Origin of the sequence: Levilactobacillus mulengensis (genome assembly GCF_003946045.1) — a bacterium.
GTDB lineage: Bacteria > Bacillota > Bacilli > Lactobacillales > Lactobacillaceae > Levilactobacillus > Levilactobacillus mulengensis.
Genome location: NZ_RHNW01000001.1, coordinates 164892 through 190842, shown reverse-complemented (window position 1 = coordinate 190842; position 25951 = coordinate 164892). Strand labels below are relative to the sequence as shown.

Annotated in this window: 25 protein-coding genes and 1 riboswitch; of the genes, 23 read left to right on the top strand and 2 right to left on the bottom strand. The window is 52.2% G+C overall.

Translation table 11 applies throughout. The annotated features are described in order from the left end of the window. Positions 1 to 47: 47 nt before the first annotated feature. The 16 genes from pyk (at position 48) to EKM84_RS00825 (ending at position 16308) form a co-directional block, all read left to right on the top strand. A complete protein-coding gene (gene pyk / locus EKM84_RS00900) occupies positions 48 to 1805 on the top strand; it encodes a pyruvate kinase (protein ID WP_125762713.1) in 1758 nt (585 codons plus the stop codon). 228 nt (positions 1806 to 2033) lie between these two features. Then, entirely contained in the window at positions 2034 to 2933 is a 900-nt protein-coding gene (locus EKM84_RS00895) for a CvfB family protein (protein WP_125762711.1), read from the top strand. 295 nt (positions 2934 to 3228) lie between these two features. Next, entirely contained in the window at positions 3229 to 4125 is an 897-nt protein-coding gene (gene xerD / locus EKM84_RS00890) for a site-specific tyrosine recombinase XerD (protein ID WP_125762709.1), read from the top strand. Between the two features lie 37 nt (positions 4126 to 4162). Beyond that, a complete protein-coding gene (locus EKM84_RS00885) occupies positions 4163 to 4558 on the top strand; it encodes an N-acetyltransferase (RefSeq protein ID WP_125762707.1) in 396 nt (131 codons plus the stop codon). After that, complete coding sequence (locus tag EKM84_RS00880; RefSeq protein WP_125762705.1) at positions 4512 to 5300, top strand: segregation and condensation protein A; 789 nt, start codon at positions 4512 to 4514, stop codon at positions 5298 to 5300. The genes EKM84_RS00885 and EKM84_RS00880 overlap by 47 nt, the downstream gene beginning before the upstream one ends. Continuing rightward, positions 5278 to 5877, top strand: a complete 600-nt coding sequence (gene scpB, locus EKM84_RS00875; RefSeq protein WP_125762702.1) for an SMC-Scp complex subunit ScpB — start codon at positions 5278 to 5280, stop codon at positions 5875 to 5877. The genes EKM84_RS00880 and scpB overlap by 23 nt, the downstream gene beginning before the upstream one ends. Before the next feature lies 1 nt (position 5878). Beyond that, positions 5879 to 6601 (top strand): pseudouridine synthase, encoded by a 723-nt coding sequence (locus EKM84_RS00870; RefSeq protein WP_125762701.1) that lies wholly within the window; start codon positions 5879 to 5881, stop codon positions 6599 to 6601. Between the two features lie 59 nt (positions 6602 to 6660). After that, positions 6661 to 6779: riboswitch (FMN riboswitch) on the top strand. Between the two features lie 111 nt (positions 6780 to 6890). Further along, positions 6891 to 7484, top strand: coding sequence for an ECF transporter S component (locus EKM84_RS00865; RefSeq protein WP_125762699.1), 594 nt, complete (start codon positions 6891 to 6893; stop codon positions 7482 to 7484). 103 nt (positions 7485 to 7587) lie between these two features. After that, positions 7588 to 8628 carry a helix-turn-helix domain-containing protein gene (locus tag EKM84_RS00860; RefSeq protein WP_125762697.1) on the top strand — a complete coding sequence of 347 codons (1041 nt, stop codon included), beginning with the start codon at positions 7588 to 7590 and terminating at the stop codon, positions 8626 to 8628. Continuing rightward, positions 8625 to 10046, top strand: a complete 1422-nt coding sequence (locus EKM84_RS00855; RefSeq protein WP_125762695.1) for a RecQ family ATP-dependent DNA helicase — start codon at positions 8625 to 8627, stop codon at positions 10044 to 10046. Before EKM84_RS00860 ends, EKM84_RS00855 begins: the two co-directional genes overlap by 4 nt. A gap of 135 nt (positions 10047 to 10181) precedes the next feature. Further along, positions 10182 to 10823 (top strand): LysM peptidoglycan-binding domain-containing protein, encoded by a 642-nt coding sequence (locus EKM84_RS00850; RefSeq protein WP_125762693.1) that lies wholly within the window; start codon positions 10182 to 10184, stop codon positions 10821 to 10823. Between the two features lie 33 nt (positions 10824 to 10856). Continuing rightward, complete coding sequence (gene cmk / locus EKM84_RS00845) at positions 10857 to 11534, top strand: (d)CMP kinase (protein ID WP_125762691.1); 678 nt, start codon at positions 10857 to 10859, stop codon at positions 11532 to 11534. 81 nt (positions 11535 to 11615) lie between these two features. Continuing rightward, the gene (rpsA, locus tag EKM84_RS00840; protein ID WP_125762689.1) at positions 11616 to 12926 is read left to right on the top strand and encodes a 30S ribosomal protein S1; all 1311 of its coding nucleotides are present in this window, start codon (positions 11616 to 11618) and stop codon (positions 12924 to 12926) included. A 98-nt stretch (positions 12927 to 13024) separates the two neighbouring features. After that, positions 13025 to 14332 carry a ribosome biogenesis GTPase Der gene (gene der, locus EKM84_RS00835; protein WP_125762687.1) on the top strand — a complete coding sequence of 436 codons (1308 nt, stop codon included), beginning with the start codon at positions 13025 to 13027 and terminating at the stop codon, positions 14330 to 14332. 238 nt (positions 14333 to 14570) lie between these two features. Beyond that, entirely contained in the window at positions 14571 to 14846 is a 276-nt protein-coding gene (locus EKM84_RS00830) for an HU family DNA-binding protein (protein ID WP_011667553.1), read from the top strand. A 202-nt stretch (positions 14847 to 15048) separates the two neighbouring features. Next, positions 15049 to 16308, top strand: a complete 1260-nt coding sequence (locus tag EKM84_RS00825) for a tetratricopeptide repeat protein (protein WP_125762685.1) — start codon at positions 15049 to 15051, stop codon at positions 16306 to 16308. A gap of 126 nt (positions 16309 to 16434) precedes the next feature. On the opposite strand, the gene EKM84_RS00820 is transcribed toward EKM84_RS00825, so the two are convergent. Next, a complete protein-coding gene (locus EKM84_RS00820; RefSeq protein WP_125762682.1) occupies positions 16435 to 17325 on the bottom strand; it encodes a YitT family protein in 891 nt (296 codons plus the stop codon). 354 nt (positions 17326 to 17679) lie between these two features. On the opposite strand from EKM84_RS00820, the gene EKM84_RS00815 reads away from it, so the two are divergent. The 4 genes from EKM84_RS00815 to EKM84_RS00800 are packed head-to-tail and all read left to right on the top strand — an operon-like array spanning position 17680 to position 22275. After that, positions 17680 to 18873 carry a CCA tRNA nucleotidyltransferase gene (locus EKM84_RS00815; protein WP_125762680.1) on the top strand — a complete coding sequence of 398 codons (1194 nt, stop codon included), beginning with the start codon at positions 17680 to 17682 and terminating at the stop codon, positions 18871 to 18873. 32 nt (positions 18874 to 18905) lie between these two features. After that, positions 18906 to 20801, top strand: a complete 1896-nt coding sequence (locus EKM84_RS00810; protein WP_125762678.1) for an ABC-F family ATP-binding cassette domain-containing protein — start codon at positions 18906 to 18908, stop codon at positions 20799 to 20801. An 11-nt stretch (positions 20802 to 20812) separates the two neighbouring features. Beyond that, positions 20813 to 21763 (top strand): thymidylate synthase, encoded by a 951-nt coding sequence (locus tag EKM84_RS00805; RefSeq protein ID WP_125762676.1) that lies wholly within the window; start codon positions 20813 to 20815, stop codon positions 21761 to 21763. Positions 21764 to 21780: 17 nt separating this feature from the next. Next, positions 21781 to 22275, top strand: a complete 495-nt coding sequence (locus EKM84_RS00800) for a dihydrofolate reductase (protein WP_125762674.1) — start codon at positions 21781 to 21783, stop codon at positions 22273 to 22275. 397 nt (positions 22276 to 22672) lie between these two features. On the opposite strand, the gene trhA is transcribed toward EKM84_RS00800, so the two are convergent. After that, complete coding sequence (trhA, locus tag EKM84_RS00795) at positions 22673 to 23314, bottom strand: PAQR family membrane homeostasis protein TrhA (RefSeq protein WP_125762661.1); 642 nt, start codon at positions 23312 to 23314, stop codon at positions 22673 to 22675. Between the two features lie 169 nt (positions 23315 to 23483). On the opposite strand from trhA, the gene EKM84_RS00790 reads away from it, so the two are divergent. The 3 genes from EKM84_RS00790 to EKM84_RS00780 all read left to right on the top strand — a co-directional run bounded on the left by EKM84_RS00790 (position 23484) and on the right by EKM84_RS00780 (position 25942). Beyond that, positions 23484 to 24335 (top strand): DegV family protein, encoded by an 852-nt coding sequence (locus EKM84_RS00790; RefSeq protein ID WP_125762659.1) that lies wholly within the window; start codon positions 23484 to 23486, stop codon positions 24333 to 24335. 67 nt (positions 24336 to 24402) lie between these two features. Beyond that, positions 24403 to 25329 carry an SGNH/GDSL hydrolase family protein gene (locus tag EKM84_RS00785; RefSeq protein WP_125762657.1) on the top strand — a complete coding sequence of 309 codons (927 nt, stop codon included), beginning with the start codon at positions 24403 to 24405 and terminating at the stop codon, positions 25327 to 25329. 13 nt (positions 25330 to 25342) lie between these two features. After that, on the top strand, positions 25343 to 25942 hold the full coding sequence (locus tag EKM84_RS00780) for a YpmS family protein (protein WP_125762655.1): 600 nt from the start codon (positions 25343 to 25345) through the stop codon (positions 25940 to 25942). The last annotated feature ends 9 nt before the right edge of the window (positions 25943 to 25951 follow it).

The following is a 25951-nucleotide window of genomic DNA, read 5'->3' as shown; positions in this document are numbered from 1 at the left end:
GTTATTAAAAATTGTTTCGTGCCAATTCTAAAGGAGAGATTTTTCTAATGAAGAAAACCAAGATCGTAAGTACCCTTGGTCCTGCAAGTACTGACGTTGATACGATTGTTAAGTTGATCGAATCCGGCGCCAACATCTTCCGGTTCAACTTCTCACACGGTGACCACGAGGAACACCTCGGCCGTTTGGAGAACGTTCACAAGGCTGAAAAGATTACTGGTAAGACGGTTGGTATCATGTTGGATACGAAGGGTGCCGAAATCCGGACCACTGTTGAACAGGGCGGTAAGCTCAACTTCAAGACTGGTGACGTATTCCGGATTTCCATGGACGACTCACTCGAAGGAACCAAGGAAAAGATTGCGGTTACTTACCCTGGCTTATACGATGACGTTCACGAAGGCGGCCACGTCTTATTCGATGATGGTTTATTAGACACTGTCGTTGATAAGAAGGACGAAGCAACTAAGGAATTAGTTGTCACTGTTCAAAACGATGGTGTTCTGGGTTCCCGTAAGGGTGTTAACGCTCCTGGCGTTTCCATCAACTTACCAGGGATCACCGAAAAGGATTCCGATGACATTCGTTTTGGTTTGGACCACGAAATCAACTTCATCGCTGCTTCATTCGTTCGGAAGCCACAAGATGTCATGGACATCCGTGAACTCCTCGAAGAAAAGCACATGGAACACGTTCAAATCTTCCCTAAGATCGAATCCCAAGAAGGTATCAACAACTTTGATGACATCATCAAGGTTTCCGATGGTTTAATGGTTGCTCGTGGTGACATGGGTGTCGAAATTCCAACGGAAAACGTGCCTTTGGTACAAAAGGCTTTGATCAAGAAGTGCAACATCTTAGGCAAGCCAGTTATCACCGCTACCCAAATGTTGGACTCCATGCAAGAAAACCCACGTCCTACTCGTGCCGAAGCATCTGACGTTGCCAACGCTGTCTTTGACGGTACTGACGCAACCATGCTTTCTGGTGAAAGTGCTAACGGTGAATACCCAGTACAAGCCGTTGCTACCATGAACCGGATCGACATCAAGGCTGAAAATGCTTTGAAGGACTTTGGTCGTGACAACTTAGACTTCGATAACGGCGACGTTACTGAATCTATCGGTGCTTCCGTTGCTCGCGTTGCTAACCAACTTGGTGTTAAGACCATCGTTGCTGCAACTGAAAGTGGCTACACCGCTAAGATGATTTCTAAGTACCGGCCAGATGCTGATATCTTAGCCGTTACCTTTGACGACCGGACCCGTCGTGGTTTGATGGTCAACTGGGGTGTTTACCCAATCGTTACCGAAAAGCCTTCAAACACTGATGAAATGTTTGACCTGGCTGCAGCCAAGGCCGTTGAAACGGGCTTAGCTAAGGAAGGCGACTTAATCCTGATCACCGCTGGTGTGCCAGTCGGCGAACGCGGGACGACTAACTTGATGAAGATCCAATTGATCGGCTCAAAGTTAGTGCAAGGCCAAGGTGTCGGTGACGACACAGTTATCGGCAAGGCAATCATTGCCAACACCGCTGCTGAAGCCAACGCCAAAGTCGTTGAAGGTGGTATCTTAATTGCTAAGAACACCGACAAAGACTACTTGCCGGCTATCGAAAAGTCTAGCGCCGTTATCGTTGAAAACGGTGGGTTGACTTCTCATGCTGCTGTTGTTGGGATTTCTATGGGGATTCCTGTTATCGTTGGCGCTACTGGTGCCAGCGACAAGATCTCCGATGGCGAATTGATCACCGTTGACTCACGTCGCGGTATCGTTTACCACGGTGCTTCCAACGCGCTTTAATTTGAGATAAACCTGTTATGAAAAAGGACCCTCTGTCGGGGGTCCTTTTTTGCTGTCCAAAAAGTTTGGTCGCGTCGGGTTGAAGAAAGTTCTGGCAGTCGCAAGGACGCGCACACAACTTAAATAATTTTGTCAGATTAATCCTCGCTAGTTCGGGCGTTTCCGTGTAAAATAAAGGTTAGACACTTTTGACCGGTAGACTGGGAAACCAGTAGAATTGAGGAGATTATGGAAGAACTATTAGGCCGCATCATCGCGGGAAAAGTTACTGATGAAAACGAAAAGGATTACTACGTGCAAGTTTCCGGGACGACTTTTCGGCTAGACAAAGCAGAAATTAAAAAGCCCTTGAAGTTGGGCTCAATTTTTAAAGGATTCGCCTATGAAAATGAAGACCACGACATGCAGATTACCCGGGACGCCCCGGATGCCCAAGTTGACCACTATGGTCTGGGCACGGTCGTTCGGAGCCAACGGACGTTAGGGGTGTTCGTGAACATTGGGCTGCCCAACAAGGATATCGTGGTTTCCCTGGATGATCTACCAGACATCATGGAATTGTGGCCCCAGCAAGGAGACAAGCTGCTGATTGCCTTGCGCGAAGACGCCAAGCAACGGCTCTGGGGTGTGCTGGCTGATGGGGATATTTACCAGGCCATTGCCCAACCCGCTAAGAAAAAGATGCAAAATAGCAACGTGACCGCCCGTTCTTACCAACTGAAATTGGTCGGGACCCGGGTCATCACGGATAATTTTGAACTGGGCTTCATTCACCCGTCAGAACGGGAAACGGAACCCCGCCTGGGTGAGGAGTTACACGCTCGGGTCATCGGTGTGCACGACGATGGCACCCTGAACCTGTCCCTGCGTCCCCGGACCTACGAGGCCATCGACGACGATTCAGCCATGCTATTAGCCGCACTCCAACACTCGGACGACGGCAAGCTGGACTTCAGCGACAAGTCAGATCCCGCTGCCATCAAGGCCTACTTCGGTATCAGCAAGGGTCAGTTCAAGCGGGCCATCGGTCACTTGTTAAAGGACCGGCAAATCACCCAGCACGACGGCGCCCTCTGGTTAAACCAAAGCGCAGCCACCACGGAAAAGACGGACGAACCAGCGGACTAGTCGGTTGGTTTTCGAATTGTTTAGTTGCATTCAAACTTAGTACTGTCAGAATCTATTGGCAGGAGTAAGTGTGCATTAACTGAACATGAGCCGCAGGGCGGGTGAAAATGGGTTCAGCCGTGGGAATTCTCTTAGTGGCTTTGCCGCTTAGAGAATTGGTATCTTTGAGACGCTTGGCGGCTCAAAGTAAGCTCGGAGACCGCTCTTTGGCTCCGGGCGTCCGCCCACAGCGTTCCGGTTCATTTTTTCTGCCCGGTAAGGCGGCTGGTAAGAACCCAGTTAAGGAGGTGGGGGAATGACGGTGTTAGAGAACCAAACGGCCGACTTTGCCCATTACCTGACGGTGGAACAGGGCTTGGCGGCGAATTCCGTGGCCAGCTACACCCAGGAACTGCGGAACTTTAGTCAATATTTAACGACAAACAACGTTGCCGACTTTAAACAAGTTGACCGCCTACAGATTATGGCTTACCTCAGTGCCCAAACGGCTACCGGCAAGTCCCGTAACTCCGTGATTCACGCGGTGTCGGCCCTGCGGAAGTTTTACCGCTACCTGGTGCAGACCCATCAGCTAACAGACAATCCGATGGCCAACGTGGCCGCTCCCAAGCACGCCCAGCATTTGCCGGCCGTACTGACGGTGGCTGAGGTCGATCGTTTGTTAGCGACCCCCGATACCAGTAATAAGTATGGGTTGCGGGACCGGGCCATCTTAGAGGTCATGTACGCCACGGGTTTGCGGGTGAGCGAGCTGGTCCATTTGAAGCTAGTCGACTTACACCTGGAGATGGGGCTGATCCAAACCCTGGGGAAGGGTGACAAGGAACGCATCATTCCCATTGGGGACGTGGCGGCGGACTGGATCAACCGGTATTTACAAGATAGCCGGCCGGTCCTACTGAAACAGCGGACCAGTCCCTACCTGTTCTTGAATGGGCACGGCGGCGGGCTATCGCGGCAAGCCATTTGGCAAAAAATCAAGCATTACGTGGGCTTGGCAGATATCCAAAAGGACGTGACGCCCCATACGTTGCGGCATTCCTTTGCCACGCACATTTTAGAAAACGGGGCGGATCTGCGGGTCGTTCAGGAACTCCTGGGCCACGCGGATATCACCACGACACAAATTTATACGCATATTTCAAAGAAACGCCTACTAAATGTCTATGACCAGTACCATCCGCGCGCATAGTGTGGTAGAGTAGGTGGACGTTGAACGGAGGGGGACCATGCTACTTAAATATCGTAGCGATTATCAAAAAATTGCGATGGGCCTGCTCAGTCTATTACCCAACTTCAAGGACTGGGACCGGCTGCAACGCGAGCTAGCCTGGTATCAGGGCGGCGACGACCGGTGCCTGTACTTGTGGAAGGACGAAAACGATGACTTTGCCGGGGCGTTAGGCACCGAGAGTCAGGGCGACTTCTTAGTTGTTCGGTTGATCACACTGATGCCAGATAAGCAACTGACGCGCAACACCTGGCAAATGTTAGACCAACTCGCGACGGCAGTTCCAACCAAACGCTTGATGGGGACCTTAACCACCGCTAAGATTATTGCAAAATGGGAGTATCACCATGGACAAAGCCACAACGAACGGCCAGCCACTGATTCAGGTCAGTGACTTCGAGGGCCCATTAGACCTACTGTTACATCTAATTAAAACCAATGAAATGGATATTTATGATATCCGCATCAGTACCATTACCAGTCAATATTTGACCTACCTGCACCAAATGCAGACGTTACGGTTAGATATTGCGGGTGAATACTTTGTCATGGCGGCGAATCTGATGGCCATCAAGGCGAAGCTGCTGTTGCCCAAGCCCCAGACGGTTGAACTCCTCGATGAAGACGACGGGGGCGACCCTCGTGAAGAGTTGGTCAACCAATTGCTGGAATACCAGCGCTACAAGCAAGCGGCCCAGGAACTGAAGCAACGGGCCGTCGACCGGCAACAACACTTTACCCGACCAGCGATGGCCGTGCCCGACTCAGTCGCCTTGACCGTGGCACCCGGCATTCAGCCGAGTGACCTGCAAAATGCCCTGAGTCGCTTGATTCACCGGGCGATGGTTGCCAAGCCCGTGACGCAAAGCATTCACCAAGAACATTTCACCATCAAGGCCCAAATGACCACGGTGTTGGGACGCTTGCGGCAAGCCAAGGGGCCAGTGGCCTTTGATTATTTGCTGGCGAAACAACCGGTCATGGAAGAAATCGTGACCACCTTTTTGGCTGTGTTGGAGCTGGCTCGTCAGCGTCAGGTCCGCCTACAACAGGCCGGCCGCCTGGCACCGTTACAAGTGAACTTTTTACAAATGGAAGGAAGGTACGCCACCGATGTCACCCCTAGCTCAGATTGAAAGCCTGCTATTCGTCAGCGGTGACGAGGGCATTACGGTTGCGGATCTAGCAGCCGCGACGGGACTGATGCGGCCGGCCATTCTCGCCAGTCTGGAGAAGCTGGCCCAGAAATATGCTGCCGATGCCGATTCGGCCTTGGAACTCATGGTCAACGACACCACCTACCGGCTGGTCACCAAGGAAGCGACCGCGGACGTCATCAAACACTATTTTGAAAATCCGCTGAGCACCAGTTTGTCGCCGGCCTCCTTGGAAGTGCTGGCCATCATTGCGTATCGCCAGCCGATTACGCGAATCGAAGTCGATGAGATTCGTGGGGTCCAGAGTGCCTCGACGGTGCAGAAGCTGGTCTTGCGCCGGCTGATTGAAGATGCCGGGCGACTAGACGAGCCCGGTCGACCCAAGCTGTACCGGACTAGTGCCTACTTCCTGGACTATTTCGGCTTAGAAAAGTTGGCGGATCTACCGCCGCTACCAGCCGCAGCCACGCCTAGTACCAGTGAAGAAGTGGACGGCGGCGACCTGTTCTTGCAGGCGTTTAACGAACAGCTCAACCAATCAGGAGATGAAACCTAACATGGAACGTTTACAAAAAGTTTTGGCCCACGACGGGGTTGCTTCACGACGTCAATCAGAAAAATTAATCATGAGTGGCCGCGTGCGGGTCAACGGGTCCGTGGTCACGGAACTGGGCACCAAGGTCGGCGCACACGATAAAATCGTGGTCGACGGGGTCCCCGTGACGACCGAAGCTCCCGTCTATATTCTGATGTACAAGCCGCGGAGTGTCATTTCCACAGCCAACGATGACAAGGGCCGTAAGACCGTCGTCGACCTGGTTGAAGGCATCAGCCAACGAATCTACCCGGTCGGCCGGTTGGATTACGATACGGCAGGGCTCTTGCTGCTGACCAACGACGGTGAGCTGGCGAATCGCTTGACCCACCCGAAGTACGAGGTCGAAAAGACCTACATCGCCAAGGTCACGGGTATTCCTACGAACGATGAGATGAAGAGCTTGCGCCAAGGCATGACGGTCGAGGGCGAGACCTACGCGCCGGCCAAGGGCAAGATCATTAGCGTGGATGATAAAAAGAAGACAGCCATTGTCTCCCTGACGATTCACGAAGGTAAGAACCATCAAGTCAAAAAGATGTTGGCGGCCGTGGGCTTACCCGTCGAAAAATTAAAGCGGGAGCAGTACGGTTTCTTAACGTTGAAGGGGTTAAATGCTGGTGAGTCGCGGCATTTAAAGCCCGAAGAAGTTAAAGAGCTCCGACGATTAACCGGATTAATTTAACGTAAGCGGTTGACAGCTTTAGAAAATCTTAGTATATTGAATTTGTAATTAAAATTTAGGTTCATCTTCAGGGCAGGGTGGAATTCCCGACCGGCGGTTAAAGTCCGCGACCCGCGCAAGCGGTGAATTCGGTGTAACTCCGAGACCGACAGTATAGTCTGGTATGCAGAAGATGAGACATTGCTTTTTGCGCAAACTCATTTACGTAAAACCCAAGGTCTTGCCCTTCTGTGGCAGGACCTTTTTCTGTGGTTTTGTCACGAGATGGCCGCAAGGAGGAACAGGTATCATGGAAAATAGTCACAATGGGTTGAATGTTCGTTCGATGGTCGAGATGGCACTGTTTGCCGGTGTTGCTTACGTGTTGATGTTTGTGTCGGTACCAATCATTCCGATTGTGCCGTATATGAAGCTCGACCTAAGTGATCTGGTCGTCCTGCTGGGCATGAGTTTATTTGGTCCCGCGGGTGCGGTGATGATTGCGGCCGTGAAAGAATTACTCTACTTCGTGTCGACCGGACTGGACATCGTCAACTTCATCGGGGTGCTCACGGCATTCATTGCGGATATCGCCTACATCTTGCCAATCAGCTACGTGCTGAAGCATAAGCAGGGCGACGCACAACCCGGTTTGAAGCGGCAAATCGTGGCCGTGATCGTCGGAACGCTGACGCTGACGGTGGTCCTATCCTTAGCTAACTGGTGGGTCATTACGCCGCTTTACTTGAAGGTGTGGGGCATGTCACTGGGCCTGCCCGTGAACAAACTGATTTTGCTGGGCGTTATTCCGTTTAATCTATTGAAGGGAATTATCCTGGGCATTCTGTTCATTCTATTGAGCCGCCGAATGGCACCGTGGTTGGCCAAGCATACGCTCTCATAACCACATCACTAACAAATTTTTCGAAACGAAGGACCGGCCACGTGCCGGTCCTTTTTCTATGGTAAACTGAACAAAGACTTTAAGATTGAGAGGAGGGTCTACTGTGGAGGCGAGTGATTTAGGCCAGTTATTGAGTGCCAAACAGGACCGGCGAATTCGTGTGATTGAAAATCTCTTGCGCGGCAAAAAAACGGTGTCGACCCTCTACTGGGGTCAGCGTTATCACCTGTTGCCGCTGTTGAACCTGGCCAAACAGTTGGACCGCGGTGGCCTCGACAATGCAGTGCAGGACTTACAGCAGCGTGACTGGTTGACGGTCGATGCCGAGCAAAAGACCTTACGACTCACGGATCAGGGCGCCCAGGCGCTGACCAAAATACCCGCTTACCGGCCCGTAACGGTCGATCATTGGGTAAATTTAGATATGCTGGCGGCACGCCAACGCTTGTTGCTAGCGGTTCAGGTGACCTCGCAGTACGCCCATAGCACGGCGCAGTACTATCCGTTGGCGACCGACCAGGAGACCCGGCGACACGTGCGGCAGTGGTTTCACGGGGCCAAGGGACCAGACTTGGCACCAACACTGGCCCAGGCCTTGGTGGCCAGCCTCCAGCAACTGCCGGCCAGCACGGCTGACATCATGACCGACCAGTTTACGGGCTTTGACCAGCCGGGCCTGACCCTGGAGCAGCTGGCATTGGCCCACCAAACGACGCTCTGGCAAGTGCGGTTGCGGCAGTTTGACGGGGTCACCCAGATTGCCAGAGACGCCCGTCACCCGGAGCACCCGCTGCATGATTTGTTGACACCACTCTGGCGGGTTCCCGTCTCAGTGAGTGCCCAGGCAACGCTGGCCGCCGTGGCAGCGGGAGGCGACCTCCAGCAAGTGGCCAATCGTCGTAAGATCAAGCTCAGCACGGTCCGCGAACATTTGTTAGAGGCGGCAATTATGTTGCCCCTGACCGATTTTCCGTACGATAGCGTGCTCCCACAGTCAGTGCGCACGGAATTTCAGGCCGCCGTTCAGGGCAATCTGGATGACTGGCAGTATTCGGCGTTGCCCCAAGCGATGCAGGACCGCTATGATTTCTTTTATTTTCGACTCTATGCCATTTGGCGAATCAAACAGGAGGTGACAGCATGACGGAAACGTTGACGGCTAGCCTACAACGGGTCTTCGGCTTCGACCACTTTCGGTCGGGGCAGGCCGCGGCCCTCGAAAGCCTGGAGGCGGGGCAGGACACCCTGGCAATCTTGCCAACGGGGGCCGGAAAAACCCTGATCTATCAGCTTTACGGGTACCGGCATCCGGGGTGCGTGTTGATTGTCTCGCCACTCCTGTCGCTCATGAACGACCAGGTCGATCGGATGCGGATGAATGGGTTCAAACGGGCCGCAGCCATTAATTCGTTGACCCCATTTGGGGAACGGTTACACATCTTAAATCACTTAAATGCGTTAGAATTTTTATTTTTATCCCCAGAAATGCTGTCGCAACCCCAGATGCTTGACCGGCTACATCAGGTTAATATCAGCCTCTTGGTCATCGATGAGGCGCACTGTATCGTTCAGTGGGGACCGGACTTTCGGCCAGAATATCTACTACTGGGCGCGATTCGGGAGAAGCTTAATCGGCCGCTAACGTTGATGCTGACCGCCACGGCGGGCCAGCAGACTCGTCAAGAGATTGCTAAGCAGCTGCGGAGCACGCCTCGGGTGGTAACCGAATCAGTTAATCGGCCGAACATTTTCTTGGACGTGGAGAACGTCGCCGACGAGGCAACCAAACAGGCCCGGTTACTGGATTTAGTGACCCATTTACCGCGGCCTGGCGTCATTTACTTTTCCAGCAAGCAGCAGGCCAGCGATACCGCGTTGTGGCTCCAACAGACGGCCGGGGTGCAGGCTGCGGCCTACCATGCGGGCCTAGATGCCGAGGATCGGTTCAAGATTCAACAGCAGTTCATGGCCGACCAACTGGACGTTATCTGCGCCACCAGTGCATTTGGCATGGGTATCGACAAGGATAACGTCCGGTTTGTGATTCACTATCACCTGCCAGCCGACCTGGAGAGTTACGCCCAGGAAATCGGGCGGGCCGGGCGCGACGGCCAGTCCAGTGTGGCTGTTTTGCTATACGCGCCGGGTGATGAGCAGTTGCCCTTAGCCCTGGGTCAGTCCAACCGCCCGGAACCGGATACCATTCACCGCTATTATGCGCACCCCACCAGCTTTGCGGCCGACGATCCCCAGATTCACCTGTTGGCGTTCTATCGCAATCATGGAATCAGTCAGGCCGCCGTGGAACGGTTATTTGCCGGTCGAGAGCGGGAGCGAAACCATGCGCTGTCACAGATGGTAGCGTATGCGAAGTCGACCACCTGCCTGCGCGAGAAGTGGCTGCAGGCCTTTGACGAAGAGCCCCCCGCGCATGACGAAGCCTGTTGTGCCCCCGGCAACGTGCCCCTGGATTTAGCGGCCCATGGCTTGACGCGTCAGGCCAACCCCATCACGCCAACGGCCACAGTGGGGTGGCAGGAACGGTTGGTGCGCTTATTTTAAGATTAAAAAACTGTAAACATCGTTAAGAGAGTTCTAAAGAATGCCGCGACACCGACATTTTCGGCAATTATAGCTATCGAAATGGTACGGTACGTGGTACAATTACGGGTGAAAGTTTTTCAGGGAGGTTAGATGATGAGTCAGAAGCGTGACGATCAAACGTCGAAGGAACAGGAGTCCCACCCGTGGGATCAATCGTTTGCCGATGATCGGGACGACCAGGGGAACCTGTCACGAACGAAGATGCGGCGGCAAAATCACAGCAACACCATGGTAACGGTTATTTTGGTGGCAATTATCGTGGTTATTGCTGCGGCCTCATTGGTTTACGGCTTGGCGCGTCAAAGCGCTGTCAATCGGCCACAAAATACGGAAAAGGTGGCGGCAAGTTCCTCCAGCTCATCCAGTAAGGCCAAGAGCTCCAGTCACAAGAAGAAAGCTTCTACTAAGAAGTCTTCTTCAGCGACCACAACGAGCTCACCTAAGAAATCAACAACTTCAACCACAACTGCTAGTTCGGCTAAGACGACTAGCAGTTCTTCGGCTACCACCAGTTCGGCCACTGAATCAAGTACGGCTACCAGCAACAGTCATAGTAGCAGTGCCGCAACCAGTAGTAGCACGGCGGCTGGTTCTAAGTATGCCACGGTTGAATCAGGACAAGGGGTTTACCGGGTTGCAACGAACGCGGGAATCTCCGTCCAAAAATTATTGGAATTAAACGGCCTGTCTTCCGGCTCTTCCCTCTATCCGGGACAGAAGTTACGGGTTCGCTAAGTTTTAAAACTATTTGATAGGAGTTTGGTTGTCATGGAGAAACAAGGTTTACAAGTGGCTATCGATGGGCCGGCTTCCGCAGGGAAGAGTACGGTCGCTAAGATCGTTGCCCAACGGTTCCACTACATCTACTGTGATACGGGTGCCATGTACCGGGCTATTACTTGGAAGGTGTTGCAAGCAGGCGTCGGGCTGACCGACGAGGCTGCGGTCAAGCAGTTATTGGATCAAATCACGATTCGGTTTGAACCGGGGACCCCCGTTCAAAAAGTTTTCGTTGACGAGACGGAAGTGACGTTGGCGATTCGCCAACCGGACGTCACCAATTCTGTGTCGGCTGTATCTGCTTTGCCAGCTGTCCGAACCGAATTGACGGAACGGCAACGGCAAATTGCTGAAGCTGGTGGCATTGTGATGGACGGTCGGGATATTGGGTCAACGGTTTTGCCCAAGGCTGAGGTCAAGATTTTCTTGGTCGCCAGCGTGGACGAACGGGCGCAACGGCGGTTGAAGGACAATGCGGCCAAGGGAATCAACACACCACTGGCAACTTTGAAGCATGAAATCGAAGAACGGGACCGAAAAGATTCCACGCGGAAGGTTTCACCATTGACCCAGGCAGCCGACGCAATCCGCTTGGATACTACGTCTATGAGCATCGAACAGGTCGCTGATAGGATCGCAGAAATCATCCAAGAAAAAGAATCCTAGAGAAATAGGCATTTTACTAGCTTTTATAAGCACAATCAGCTAAAATAGTATATAGAGTTGTCGCAAGGAGGAAAATTTCGCATGAGTGAAAATGGCACGAGTCAAAACAATGAAAACAATGATTTATTAGATGCTTTAAACAGCATCGACACCGTTAAGGTCGGTGACGTTGTTAAGGGTGAAGTCTTAGCAATCGATGATGACCAACAAGCAATCGTCGGGATTGCTGATACTGGCGTTGAAGGGGTCGTTCCCAAGAAGGAACTGTCTACTAAGCCAGTAGATGACATTAAATCTGTAATTAAAGTCGGGGACGTTATGGACCTCGTCGTAATTTCTCGGATCGGTACCGACAAGGAAGGCGGCAGTTACTTACTGTCACAACGTCGTTTGGAAGCCCGTAAGGTTTGGGACGACATCCAAAAGGAATTCGAAGCTGGTCATACGTTGACTGCCCCTGTTACCCAAGTGGTTAAGGGTGGGTTAGTCGTTGACGCCGGTGTGCGTGGTTTCGTACCTGCATCCATGGCTTCAGACCACTTCGTTGAAGATTTGGCACAATTCAAGGGACAAACGCTTGAATTCAAGATCGTTGAAATCGAACCAAGCGAAAACCGCTTGATCTTATCTCACCGCGCAATCGTTGAAAAGCAACGGGCTGCACAAAAAGAAGAAATCATGGCTAAGTTAACTGCCGGCGACATTGTCGAAGGTAAAGTTGCTCGTCTGACAAACTTCGGTGCCTTCGTTGACCTTGGTGGCGTTGATGGGTTGGTCCACGTTTCAGAAATCGCCTTCGAACGGGTTGAAAAGCCTAGCGATGTCTTGAAGGTTGGCCAAGATGTTAAGGTTAAGGTCTTATCTGTTGATCCAGATCGTGACCGGATTTCCCTTTCCATCAAGCAAACCTTACCAGAACCTTGGGACGGTATCGAAGAAAAGGCCCCTCAAGGCAGTGTCTTGGACGGGACTGTTAAGCGCCTGACTAGCTTTGGTGCCTTCGTTGAAGTCTTCCCAGGTGTTGAAGGTTTGGTTCACATTTCCCAGATTTCTCACCAACACATCGCAACGCCTGCTGACGTTCTGAAGGTTGGTCAAGAAATCAAGGTTAAGGTCTTAGATGTTCGTCCAGACGATCACCGTTTGGCATTATCCATCAAGGCCTTGGAAGAAAAGCCACAATCTGCTGACGATTCTTCTGAAAACCACAGCAGCAACAACAGTAACAACAACCGGAACCGGAACAACAACGGCGGCAACCGTCGTCGTAACAACCGGAACTCTGCTGAAACTTCAACGGCTAACGCCCCAGAAGAAAGCACCGGTTTCTCTTTAGGTGACCTCATTGGGGACAGCTTGAAGAAAGATATGGAAGATAACGAAAACAACTAATACGTTTTGGTTGAAGAGGGTTTAGGACGGAACTTTGTTGGTTTCGTTCTGAACCCTTTTCATGTCACAAAACGTGATCATTAAAGGAGGGATTTATCGTGGCATTTCCAATCGTTGCCATTGTTGGCCGCCCCAACGTCGGGAAGTCAACCCTGTTCAACCGGATCGCTGGCGAACGGATCTCCATCGTTGAGGATACGCCCGGGGTTACCCGTGACCGGATCTACACCCACGCCGAATGGCTGGGAACCGAGTTTCGGATGATTGATACCGGGGGGATTGACCTCGGTGATGAACCATTTTTAACGCAAATTACGCAACAGGCTGAAATCGCCATCGAAGAGGCCGACGTCATTGTCTTTATCGTGAGTGCTCCTGAGGGCGTGACCGATGCTGATGAAAAGGTCGCTAAGATCCTGTACCGGGCCGACAAGCCCGTTATTCTGGCAGTGAACAAGGCCGATAACCCTGAAACCCGGGAGACGGTCTATGACTTCTACTCCCTAGGCTTCGGCGATCCATACCCTGTTTCTGGGGTTCATGGGTTAGGTCTTGGGGATCTGCTGGACGCCGTCGTCAAGGAATTCCCTGACGATGAGGGTGCGCCTAAGGACGACTCGATTCGTTTCAGTCTGATTGGTCGGCCGAACGTCGGCAAGTCTTCGTTAGTCAACGCGATGCTCGGTGAAGACCGGGTCATTGTGTCTAATATCGCAGGGACCACGCGTGATGCGGTCGATACCAAGTTCGTGGCGGACGATACCAAGTTTACGATGGTCGATACGGCCGGGATTCGTAAGCGGGGTAAGGTCTACGAAAACACGGAACGGTACAGTGTCATGCGGGCCATGCGGGCGATTGATGATTCAGACGTCGTGCTGGTCGTCTTAAACGCCGAAGAAGGTATTCGCGAACAAGATAAGCGGGTTGCTGGTTACGCCCATGAAGCAGGTCGGGGAATCATTATCCTGGTCAACAAATGGGATACCCTGAAGAAGGATAATCACACGTTGACGGACTTCCAAAACTTGATTCGTCAGGAGTTCCAATACCTGAGCTATGCGCCAATCGTCTTCGTTTCCGCTAAGACTGGTCAACGGCTGGATCAACTCCCAGCCATGATCAAGCGAGTCTCTGAAAACCACAACAAGCGGGTTCAATCCGCCACGTTGAACGACGTGATCATGGATGCTATTGCCCTGAACCCAACGCCTTCCGACAACGGGAAGCGGCTTCGGGTTTACTACGGGACGCAGGTTGCGGTCGCGCCACCAACCTTCGTGGTCTTTGTCAATGACCCGAAGATGATGCACTTCTCCTACGAGCGGTTCTTAGAGAATCAGATCCGGGAACACTTCGATTTCGAAGGGACCCCGATCCATTTGATTGAGCGCGCACGGAAGTAGAACAACGGGCATAAGACCAGCTTTTTCGCCGGATTTTAACGATTTCTTAGTAAAAATCGTCTTTCTTGAAGTTTTATTGAGGAAAAATGGCGTTATCCCTTGTCATATAAGGCTTCCTGTGCTATCTTTGATAAAGAAATGATGCGGTTGACCGTATTTGTTTCATCATTTTTGGACCACTCAAAAATGATCACTAGATGACATTCATCTAATCTTCTATTCAGGAGGTGAATTCAAAATGGCAAACAAAGCACAATTGGTTAGCGATGTTGCAACTGCAACTGGCTTAACTAAAAAGGACGCAACGGCTGCAGTTGACGCAGTCTTCGATTCTGTCCAAGCAACTTTAGCTAAAGGCGAAAAGGTTCAATTGATCGGCTTTGGTAACTTTGAAGTTCGTGAACGTGCAGCTCGTAAGGGCCGTAACCCACAAACTGGACAAGAAATCCAAATTCCTGCAAGCAAAGTACCTGCATTCAAGCCAGGTAAAGCTTTAAAGGATGCTGTTAAATAATTTATTATTTAACGACTAAAAGAGCCAGTGCGGCGTATGCCGGGCTGGTTTTTTGCTGTGCTTAACTAGTTTAGAATTTTCCGAAGAACCTGAATAGTCGGACTAGGCAATCATTTGCCACCACATTTGCCGGTAACGGTGGTAAGATGGTAAGTGCTGATTTAGTTAGATAGAAACCGACAAACAACGATGGAGGCGGGTTATGAGTTACGCAGAAACGGCGCTGGACCAACTGGAAAAGGGCCAACTTGAAGATTTTAAAAAGCAGTATGCCTTGTCACTGCGCCACGATGACGATGAGACGCTTTTTAGCCTGGGGGAAGAGCTGTATTCCCTGGGGTTTCTCAACCAGTCTCGACGCATTTATGAAAAATTATTAAAAAAGTATCCGGACGAAGACGAACTACGGACCAACTTAGCCGACATTGCGATTGATGAAGACAAAAATGACGAGGCCCTGGATTACTTGAACCAGGTCAAGCCGGATTCACCAGCCTATATCGAATCTCTGATGGTGGCGGCCGATCTGTATCAGACCCAGGAGCTCTTCGAAGTCAGTGAACAGAAGTTACTGACGGCCAAGAAATTAGCCCCTGACGAGCCCGTCATCACGTTTGCCTTGGCGGAGCTCTACTTCACCATGCGTGAGTTTAGAAAGGCCATTCCGCTGTATTTAGACCTGATTACGGCCGGTACCACGGAACTGTCGCGGGTCAACATCGTCGAACGGCTCGGGGTCGCCTATGCCAACGCTGGACGCTTTGAGCAAGCCATCGGGTATCTCAAACAGATTCACCCGGGGAACATGACGCCGGACGTGAAGTTTGAGACGGCCTTTACCTATCTGCAACTGAAGGAGCGGCCAACTGCCATTCGGCTCTTTAACGAGCTGAAGGACAGCGATGCGCACTACACCTCCCTGTACCCGTACCTGGGACAGGCGTTGGAGGAGGAGAATCGTTTGCCCGAAGCACTCACGGCCCTGCAAGAGGGACTGGGTGTCGACCAGTACAACGAAAAGCTCTGGTTACAGGCGGCTCACGTGGCCACTAAGCTCGATGATGAGAAGATGGCGGAGAAGTACCTGACCCACGGCCATCAGCTCGACAGCGACGATTTAAGCGCCGTCATCCAGCTAAGTAACCTTTACGTGAAGCAGGAGCGGTGGCAGGAGAATGCCGACCTGGTTCAACCGTATGTGAAGAGCGAAGATGCCGATCCACAGTTGTACTGGAACCTGGCCATCACGGCCGAACACCAGGAAGACTTTGCTGCCGCGCGGAAATACTACGATGCGGCCCAACCATTCTTTATGGATCAAGCCGACTTCCTGAAGCCCGCCATCTACTTCTATCGCGAAGAAGGGGCCACGGAACAGGTCATCAAGCTATTGCACGCCTATTTACAGGTCGTTCCAGACGATGCGGAAATGGCACTGATGCTGGAGGGCTACGAAGACTAAATTTTTGAAAAAGAGGGTCTCTGCGGGGACGTTCTTTTTGTTTGGGTTAGAACACAATAATTACTTTAACCTATTTAAACAAAATAAAAAGCAACCGCAAAACCCGCGGTTGCTAAAACCCAGTCACTAACGTTTAAATTTGCCCAGGAGACCTTTTTTCGGAACCTCGAACGAGAAGCCTTCACCTAAAGCCTCATTCACGTTGACCACGGACACGAACGCCCGCGAATCATGCCGCGAGATGATTTGCCGCAGCTGATACAGCTCGCCAGGGGCCACGACCACGTAAATCATTTTACGATCCTGGTGGGAGTAGCCACCCTCGGCGTTGATCAGGCTGACGCCGCGTTCCATTTGGTCCATGATATCGTTCGTAATTTCTTGGTGCTTGGCGGAAACAATGATGACCCCGCGCGCCGCGTAGGCCCCCTCCAGTGTGAAGTTGACGATCCGCGAGAACACGTAGGAGTAAATCAACGTGTAGGCCATGTGCTGGATGTCGATGTAGACCAGTGAAATCAGTAGGACGACCACGTCTAAGTAAAGAAGCGTCCGCCCCATGGGCACGCCCCGGAAGCGTTCAAAGATTCGCGCGACAATATCGGTCCCACCGGTCGTGCCGCCGTAACGGTAGAGCAGACCAGAGCCGAGGCCGCCGACCAGACCAGCACCCAAGGCAGATAGTAAGAGGTCGCCGTGCAGGTCGATCACCAGGGGCACCCGTTGCCAGATCCATAAGAAGAGGGACAACATCAGGGTCCCGTAAATCGTATAGACCAGCGATTGCCGACCCAAGAAGCGCCACCCAATCACGATGAGGGGCACGTTGATCAGAATCGTTGAATAGGCGGGGTCAATGTGGAAGAGCGCCCGCAAAATCAGCGTGATCCCCGAGATGCCCCCATCCGCGAGGTGATTCGCAATGTTAAAGAAGACTAAACCAAATGCAAACATGGCGCAACCGATGCCAATCATGAGCAGGTCAAACAGGCGAATCGATTCGTCCTTTTGTGTCATACCATCCACTCCCAACGCACGTTCACCACGGGGTGCTGGCAACGTGTTTTCTAATCCGTTTGGGCCTGCGTTAGCGCTATGAGATTGCTGAATTTAGGTGCAAACTTTCCCTGACTTCAACTAGCCAGTTGATTAACCTAACAAGCCCCAAACGGTTTTATTGCTAAACCCATCATAGCACACCCGTGATTCGCACATGAAGCTCTTTCGAGCCAATCAGTGCCAGCCCTTGATTGTAGTCATACAATTTTCGGGTCCGGGCCCAGCACTTTGCATTCAATTTCCGGGGCGAATCTGTTAGACTGGCATAGTGAGTAAAAACAGAAATCAACTGGCAAAAAAGGGTGAACATAAATGAAATTAGAACACTTACCAAACGAATTTGAATTGGCCCGGCCAGTCTTACAGACCATTGAGCAGGCCGGCTATGAAGCCTACTTTGTGGGCGGCAGTGTGCGGGACACCATTCTGGGCAAGGCCATCCATGACGTGGATATCGCGACGAGTGCCTATCCCAATGAGATCAAAGGCCTGTTTAAACGGACCGTCGACACCGGAATTGAACACGGCACCGTGATGATTCTGGATCACGGCACTGGCTACGAGACCACAACTTTCCGGTCCGAATCGACCTATACCGATTACCGGCGGCCGGACCAGGTCACCTTTGTGCGGTCACTCGCCGAGGACTTAAAGCGACGGGACTTTACCATTAATGCCTTGGCCATGAAGGAAGACGGGGAAGTCATCGACCTGTTCGACGGCCTGACAGATATGGCTAATCACCAAATTCGGGCGGTGGGCGATCCCCAAGAACGGTTCCACGAAGACGCCTTGCGAATGATGCGGGCGGTCCGGTTTGCCAGTCAATTAGACTTCAGCATCGTTGACGAGACCCTGGCAGCCATCATGGCCCACGCCCAACTGCTGGCCAAAATCGCCGTGGAACGGACCCAGGTCGAGCTGCTGAAGCTCCTGCAAGGCAAGGCGCCACAACGCGGCCTTCAGGACTTTATGACCACCGGTCTGTGGCAACACTGCCCGGACTTTGCGGACCACGGCCCCGCACTGACGGCGTTGGCCACGGAACTGACCCAAGGCGTCTCCAGCGAGGTCGCTGCCTGGACGCTGCTGGCAACTAAATTTGGGCTGGATAGTGCCGCTGTGACGCCATTCTTGAAACATTGGAAGACAGCCAATCAGACCATTACGGCCGTCCAGACCGCTAGCAGAGCTGCGCAAATTCTGGCAACCGGTGACCTGAACGCCTGGCAACTGTACCAATGTGGGGCAGACCTCACGCCAGTTGCCAACGAGGTGGCCGTGATTTTTGGGGCGCCTGACCGAGGAACCGCGCTACAGGGCCAACTAGCAGCCTTACCGATTCAGCACAAGAAAGAATTAGCCATTACGGGGAAAGAACTCATGCAGGCCGGCATTCAACCCGGACCGCAATTGGGGGCCATCCTGGGCGATTTGGAATACCAAGTCGTCACGGGTGTGCTCCCCAACGAAACAGCCGCGCTGGTGGCTCACGTCAACGCCTAACGGTAATTTGAGAATAAGAGAGTGAACAATTTATGCAAACCTTACGCGCAGAAAATCTTCACCGGACTTACGGGGAGAAAACGCTTTTTGACAATTTAAATTTTATTATTAACGAACACGACCGCATCGGCCTGATTGGGGTCAATGGGAGTGGGAAAACCTCGCTGCTGAACACGTTAGCGGGCATTAGCAATGAACAGACCGGCGCCATTGAGACGCCCAAGGACTACACCATCGGCTACCTCACGCAAAAACCCGAGCTGGACGAGAATTTAACGGTGATGGATGCCGTTTTCTCTGGTGATCAAAAGGTCTTCGTCACGATTCGGCGCTACGAGGCGGCATTAGCCGCTTACGGTGCTCATCCGGAAGATGCCAAGGCCCAACAACGGTACCTGGACGCTGAAGCCCAGATGAACGAACAGGATGCCTGGACGGCCGAGAGCGATGTCAAGACCATCCTGACGCAATTGAAGATCACGGACCTGTCACAAGCCATCAAGACGATGTCCGGGGGCCAAATCAAGCGGGTCGGCTTAGCCCAAGTTTTGATTCAGTCGCCCGATTTATTACTGCTGGACGAACCGACCAACCACTTGGACTTTGACTCCATTGCCTGGCTCCAACAATACCTGGCGTCCTACAAGGGTGCCTTACTGGTCGTGACCCATGACCGGTACTTCCTGGACCAAATTGCCAACCAAATTTGGGAACTTGATTTTGGGAAGCTGTATCAATACCCCGGCAACTACCAAGCCTACGTGCAGGAAAAGGCCGAGCGGGTCAGCCAGGAAGCCGAAGCTGATCAGAAACAGCAACAATTGTACAAGAAAGAATTGGCTTGGATGAAGGCGGGGGCTAAGGCCCGTTCCACCAAGCAGCAGGCGCGAATCAACCGCTTTAACGATATTGCCAGCAACGTCGGCACCCGGCAAGTCCAGAACAACGTCGCCATCTCCCTGGGTCAGCAACGACTCGGGAAAAAGGTGATTGAACTCAAGGACGCCAACCTGACCCTGGGCGACCACGTCATCTTAAAGGACTTTGACGACCTGATTCAAGGTGGCGAGCGTATCGGGATCAGTGGGGAAAATGGGGCCGGTAAGTCCAGTCTCTTAAACGTCATTGCCCAACGCCTGCCACTGGATTCTGGTATCGTGTCGATTGGGGAGACCGTGAAAATGGCCTACTACACCCAACAGATCGAACCCATTCCGGATGACAAACGGATGATCAACTACCTGTCCGAAGTCGGCCAAAACGTCACGGACAAGGCCGGCAATTCCGTTAGTGTCACCGAATTACTGGAACAATTCCTGTTCCCACGGTTCATGCACGGGACGCTGATTCGCAAGCTATCCGGTGGGGAAAAACGCCGGTTATACTTGTTGAAACTATTAATGGAACAACCTAACGTCCTCTTACTGGATGAACCCACAAACGACTTAGATATTGGGACGTTGACTGTTTTGGAAGACTATATTTCACAATTTGCCGGTACCGTCATCACCGTTTCCCATGACCGGTACTTCCTGGACAAGGTCGCCGACCGCCTATTGATCTTTACGGGTAACGGCGATATCGAACGGTACTCCGGTCGCTTCAGCAGTTATTTGGCGGATGAACAAGCCCAATACAAACAAGCGGCTAAAACCGAGAAGGCCAAGGCCATGCCAAAAGCCGAACAAAAACCGGCTGAACCCCGCAAAAAGGTCAAACTGACCTACGCGGAACAGAAGGAATGGGAAGGCATCGAAGGCGTCATCGATGGCCTGGAAGATCAGAAGTCTCAGGTCCAAACGGCCATGAACGCCAACGGCGACAACTATGATAAGTTGGCCGATCTTCAGTCACAATTAGACGACTTAGACAAACAGTTGGATGAAAAAATGACGCGTTGGGAATACCTCAGCGAATACGCAGAATAGGAGACGGTCACGTGTTAGAAGACGGGTATTTAGATTTGGCGAAGAAGGTTCTGAACGAGGGCCACGAGAAGACCGACCGAACGGGCACCGGGACCATCAGTCTGTTTGGTTACCAGATGCGGTTCAACCTGCAGGAAGGCTTTCCTTTGTTGACCACGAAAAAGGTCCCCTTTGGATTGATTAAATCCGAACTTTTGTGGTTCTTGCGGGGCGACACGAATATTCGTTTTCTCCTGCAACACCACAACCATATTTGGGACGAATGGGCCTTCCAACGTTATGTGGCCAGTCCCGATTACCACGGCCCGGACATGACCGACTTTGGGCGGCGGTCATTAGTCAACCCAGACTTTAACCAACAGTATCAGGCGGAGAAAAAAGCCTTTTGTGACAAGATTCTCACGGACCAAGCCTTTGGGGACCATTACGGGGACCTAGGCCTGGTCTACGGGAGTCAGTGGCGCGCTTGGCAGGGCCACAACGGCGAAACGATTGACCAGTTGGCCAACGTGATCGATACGCTGCGGACCCATCCGGATTCTCGGCGAATGATCGTGTCTGCCTGGAATCCCGCCGATGTGCCGTCCATGGCCTTACCACCTTGTCACACGCTGTACCAATTTTACGTGAACGATGGCAAGCTGAGCTGTCAGCTCTACCAACGGAGCGGGGATATTTTCCTCGGCGTGCCGTTTAACATTGCCAGCTACGCCTTACTGACCTCGCTGATTGCCAAGGAGGTTGGCCTGGAGGTCGGTGACTTCGTGCACACCCTGGGTGACGCGCACATTTACAAGAACCACATCAACCAGATTGAAACGCAGCTGGCCCGGACGCCGAAAGCCGCACCACAACTGTGGTTGAATCCGGACAAATCCAGTATTTTTGATTATGAAATGAGCGATATTAAGGTAACCGGCTACGACCCAGCGCCCGCTATCAAGGCGCCGGTGGCCGTCTAAACAAGGAGGAGACTGCGATGCTGATCTTTTTATGGGCTGAGAGCCAGGGACGCGTCATCGGGTTTCACGGAAGCCTACCGTGGCACCTGCCAGCCGACATGCACTACTTCAAGACCGTGACGACGGGCAACACCATTGTTGCCGGCGCCAAGACGTTTGCGTCATTTCCGAAAGCACTGCCTAACCGGACCAACGTGGTGGTGAGCCATCGTGACGCTAGTGAGTTTCCTTCCGGCGTGGTTGTGCTCAATTCACTAGACGCGGTGCGAGAATACGCTGCCCAACGACCGATGGAGAAAATTTTCGTGGTCGGCGGGGCGCAGATTTTCGCCGGCTTAGTCGATGACGTCGATTACCTTTACCGGACCGTGATTGATGCCGGATTTGATGGCGACACCTGGATGCCAGCGATTGATTATACGAAATTTCAGTTAATTGACCGGCAGCCAGGGGTTCGTAACGAGAAGAACACGGTCGATTACGCCTTCGAACAGTACCAACGGCGGTCATAAGCCAGTAGTAGATTGGTAAAAGAGTCCGTTCCCGACAGCGGGCTCAAGGTGCTTGGCTATGGGGCCGGCTCCAGACAAAGAACGGTCTTCCGCCTCAACTTTGAGCCTGAGATGCGGTCTCAAAGGTTGTCCCATGGGCTAAGCTGAGTGAGAAGCCTCAGCTAAGACCATCGACACAGCCGAGTACCTTGGCCCGCTTCTGGTCACTAATGTTTGGTTCGCTGGTTTATTTCACCGTTTCAACAGTCACAACTTCATCGATCTAAACTTTATAGTTACGTAATATTTGTAAAAGATAATCTCTTCCACGTTAAGTTAAGACACATCAAAAAGGCGAAGACAGCTATCCTCCATGGATAACATCTTCGCCTTATTTGATAGTCATTATCGCAAAATTCTAAGCATACAACAGGATGGAAAAGTACATCAGTCCCGTCCCCAGCATCACGAATAGGTGCCAGATGACGTGGCCGAATGGGACATTCTTGAAGCTGTAGAGGACGGCGCCCACCGTGAAGGCTACGCCACCGAAGAACAACAGTGCAAAGCCGACGGGGCCCAGGCCCACGTACAGTGGCTTGATGCCCAACAAGCACATCCAGCCCATGACCACGTAAATGATGGTCGATAATTTTTGCATTTTGCCCAACCACAGCGCCTTGTAGATGACCCCACAGACCGCCATGGCCCAGATGATGCCGAACATGGTCCAGCCGAGCGCACCACCGACCACCAAGAGACTAAATGGTGTATAGGTTCCGGCAATCAATAAGTAAATGGCACAATGGTCAAATATTTGAAAAACGTGGCGGCCACGGGTAAAGTACAAACTGTGAAACAGGGTGGACGCGAGGTAGAAGAGCACCAGGATGGCCCCGTAAATGGCAAAGGTCGTGATGCGCATGGCCCCGCCCTTAGCGTGAGCCTGTAGCAGTAACACGACGAGTCCGGCGATGCTCAAGGCGGCCCCGATTCCGTGGGTGACCGCGTTTAAGACCTCATTGACGACTTGGTAGGTGTGGCTCCGTTCTTTTATCAAACAAAATCCTCCTTAGAATTCCGGTGACTTTATTTTTCTCTAAAGCAGCCGGATAGTTCCGAACAACTTACTGAAAATTGTCACTAACTCTGCTATACTATTACCGTATGTTTCATTACGCATATTGTAGCATAAACCAAAATTTCTGGTCAGAAAGAGTGGGATACCCATGGCGAAAATTAAGATTATCACGGATTCATCTGCCGGCCTTACCGAGCAGCAGATTCAAGACTATGACATCACCATTATTCCGTTAACGGTCATGATTGATGACACGATTTACGTTGAACGGGAGACCATCACCAACAAAGAGTTTATTGAAAAAATGAAAACGGCTAAGTCATTACCTAAGACGAGTCAGCCACCACTGGGCAAGTTTGTGGAGACCTTTGACAAGCTGGGCGAAGACGGTAGCAGTGTGATTTGCTTCAGCATGTTAGCCGCCATCAGTGGCACGGTCCACACGGCCGAGCAAGCGGCCAAACTGTCCAAGACGGACGTCACCGTGGTCGACAGTCAGTATACCGATCAAGCCTTGGCCTTCCAAGTGGTCGAAGCTGCTAAGCTTGCCGCAGAAGGTGCCGACAAAGACGCCATTATCAAGCGCGCCGCAGCCGTTCGGGACCACACCAAATTATTCGTGGGGATTGTGACCCTGGAAAACATTTTGAAGGGTGGCCGCTTGAGTCGGGCCGCCGGTATGTTAACTTCCCTGCTTAACATCAAGATTGTCTTGCAGGTAACGGGTGGCGAGCTTAAAATTCGGGCTAAGGGTCGCGGTATGAAGACCATCGACCGTTACTTTGATAAAGTCTACGAACAAATTAAGCAGACACCGGACATCGTGGCCATCGGGATTTCTCACGTGGAAGCCTTCGAATCCATCGATAAGATTCAGGGCCATTTGAAAGAAATTTTGCCGGACAAAGATGTGCTGGTACGGGAAACGGTTCCCATCATTGCGACCCATGGGGGCCCCGGTGCCTTCGCCTTAATGTACTACACCGATCCAACTAAATAACGTCAACTGGAAAGGGGTGGCCGCACGCCACACCCTTTTTTCTTTTAGCTATAGGGGGAACCACGAAATGAAATTTAAGAATCTCAGTAAGATTATTGGGGTGACCTTACTCCTCGTCCTGATCGTGCTAGCGGCGCTGACGTACTGGCATCCCGGTGCGCGAACGACCCACAACACGACTACGGCCCCGCGGAGCACTAAGCGGGCCACCGTGCGCGTCGTCGCTTTGGGGGACTCGCTGACCGAGGGGGTCGGGGACCAGGAGAAGGACGGCGGCTATACCGGTCGACTCAAGGCGATGATCCACGACAAGGACCAGGTCAAGGTCGTCATGCACAACTTTGGCAAGTCCGGCGACCGGAGTGATCAGATTGAAAAACGCCTGGTCAACAGCCAGGAACAACAGACTCAGCTTAAAAAGGCCAACGCCATCGTCATGACGGTCGGTGGCAACGATTTACTCCAAACGCTGACGAAAAATGTGACCATCAACCAGCAGAATAAATTAAACGCTCACCTCGACACGGCCGAGGGCGCCTACCAGCAGAAGTTGAAGCACCTGCTGAGCACCGTGCGACAGTACAACGGCCACGCCCCCATTTTCCTGTACAGCATCTATAATCCCATCTACGTGTACTTTGCGGATATCCAGCAGGTCACGAACGCCGTGAACGACTGGAACAAGGCTACCAAGAAGACGGCCACTAGCTTCGACGACCTCTACATGGTCGATATCAACCATGCGTTGTCCGTGGGGCAGTACAAGTCGATCATCCAGCAGGCCAAACTCAAGCACGACGCGAAAAAATCAAACAACGGGAAAATTTCAACGGCTAGTCTTCAAGAGTTGATTCTGGCCAGCAATGCCAGTGACGAGCTGAACGACTACCTGTCACCGGCCGACCATTTTCACCCGAATGCCAAGGGCTACCGCCTCATGACCCGTTACGCGTTCAAACAAATGCAAGCTCACCAGCAATGGCTGATGAAGTAAGGAGGAACCATCTATGCAACGTCACGCCGCCCCACAAACTTCCCGTAACTGGTGGAAGTGGGGGTTCATCGCCCTGGTCGCCATTCTGTTAGTGACCGCTGTCACCGTGGGAGTCAAGGCCTTTTCATCGACCCAGATCGACTCCACGGCCAAGGTCACCAAGGATACGACCAACATCAACGTTGATTTAAACAAGAAACAAGTGAACGCCTTAGCCGATTACTACGTGAACAAGTCCCTGAAAAATTCGGCCGTTAAATACCGGTTCCAGGTCTCGGATCACGCTATGATTACCGGCTCCACCCAGGTTTTGGGGGCAAACGTGAATTTCGTTTTACTCTTAAAGCCAACCGTGTTATCCTCAGGAGACGTCCAACTGAAGGCGGAGAAGCTGTCGGTCGGGTCCTTACCCGTGCCGATCACCTTCGTCATGAACTACATCGCGAAGAACTACCCACTGCCGAAATGGGTGGCCATGGATACCGGAAATGAAACCATTACCCTGCATCTGACCGCCATCGGCAACGGGAAGAAATTGTCCTTTGCCGCCAAGAAGATCGACCTGTCCGGTGCCGGAAAGTTTGTCTTCCAAGCGCGGATTCCCAAGAACTAAGGAGGGGCC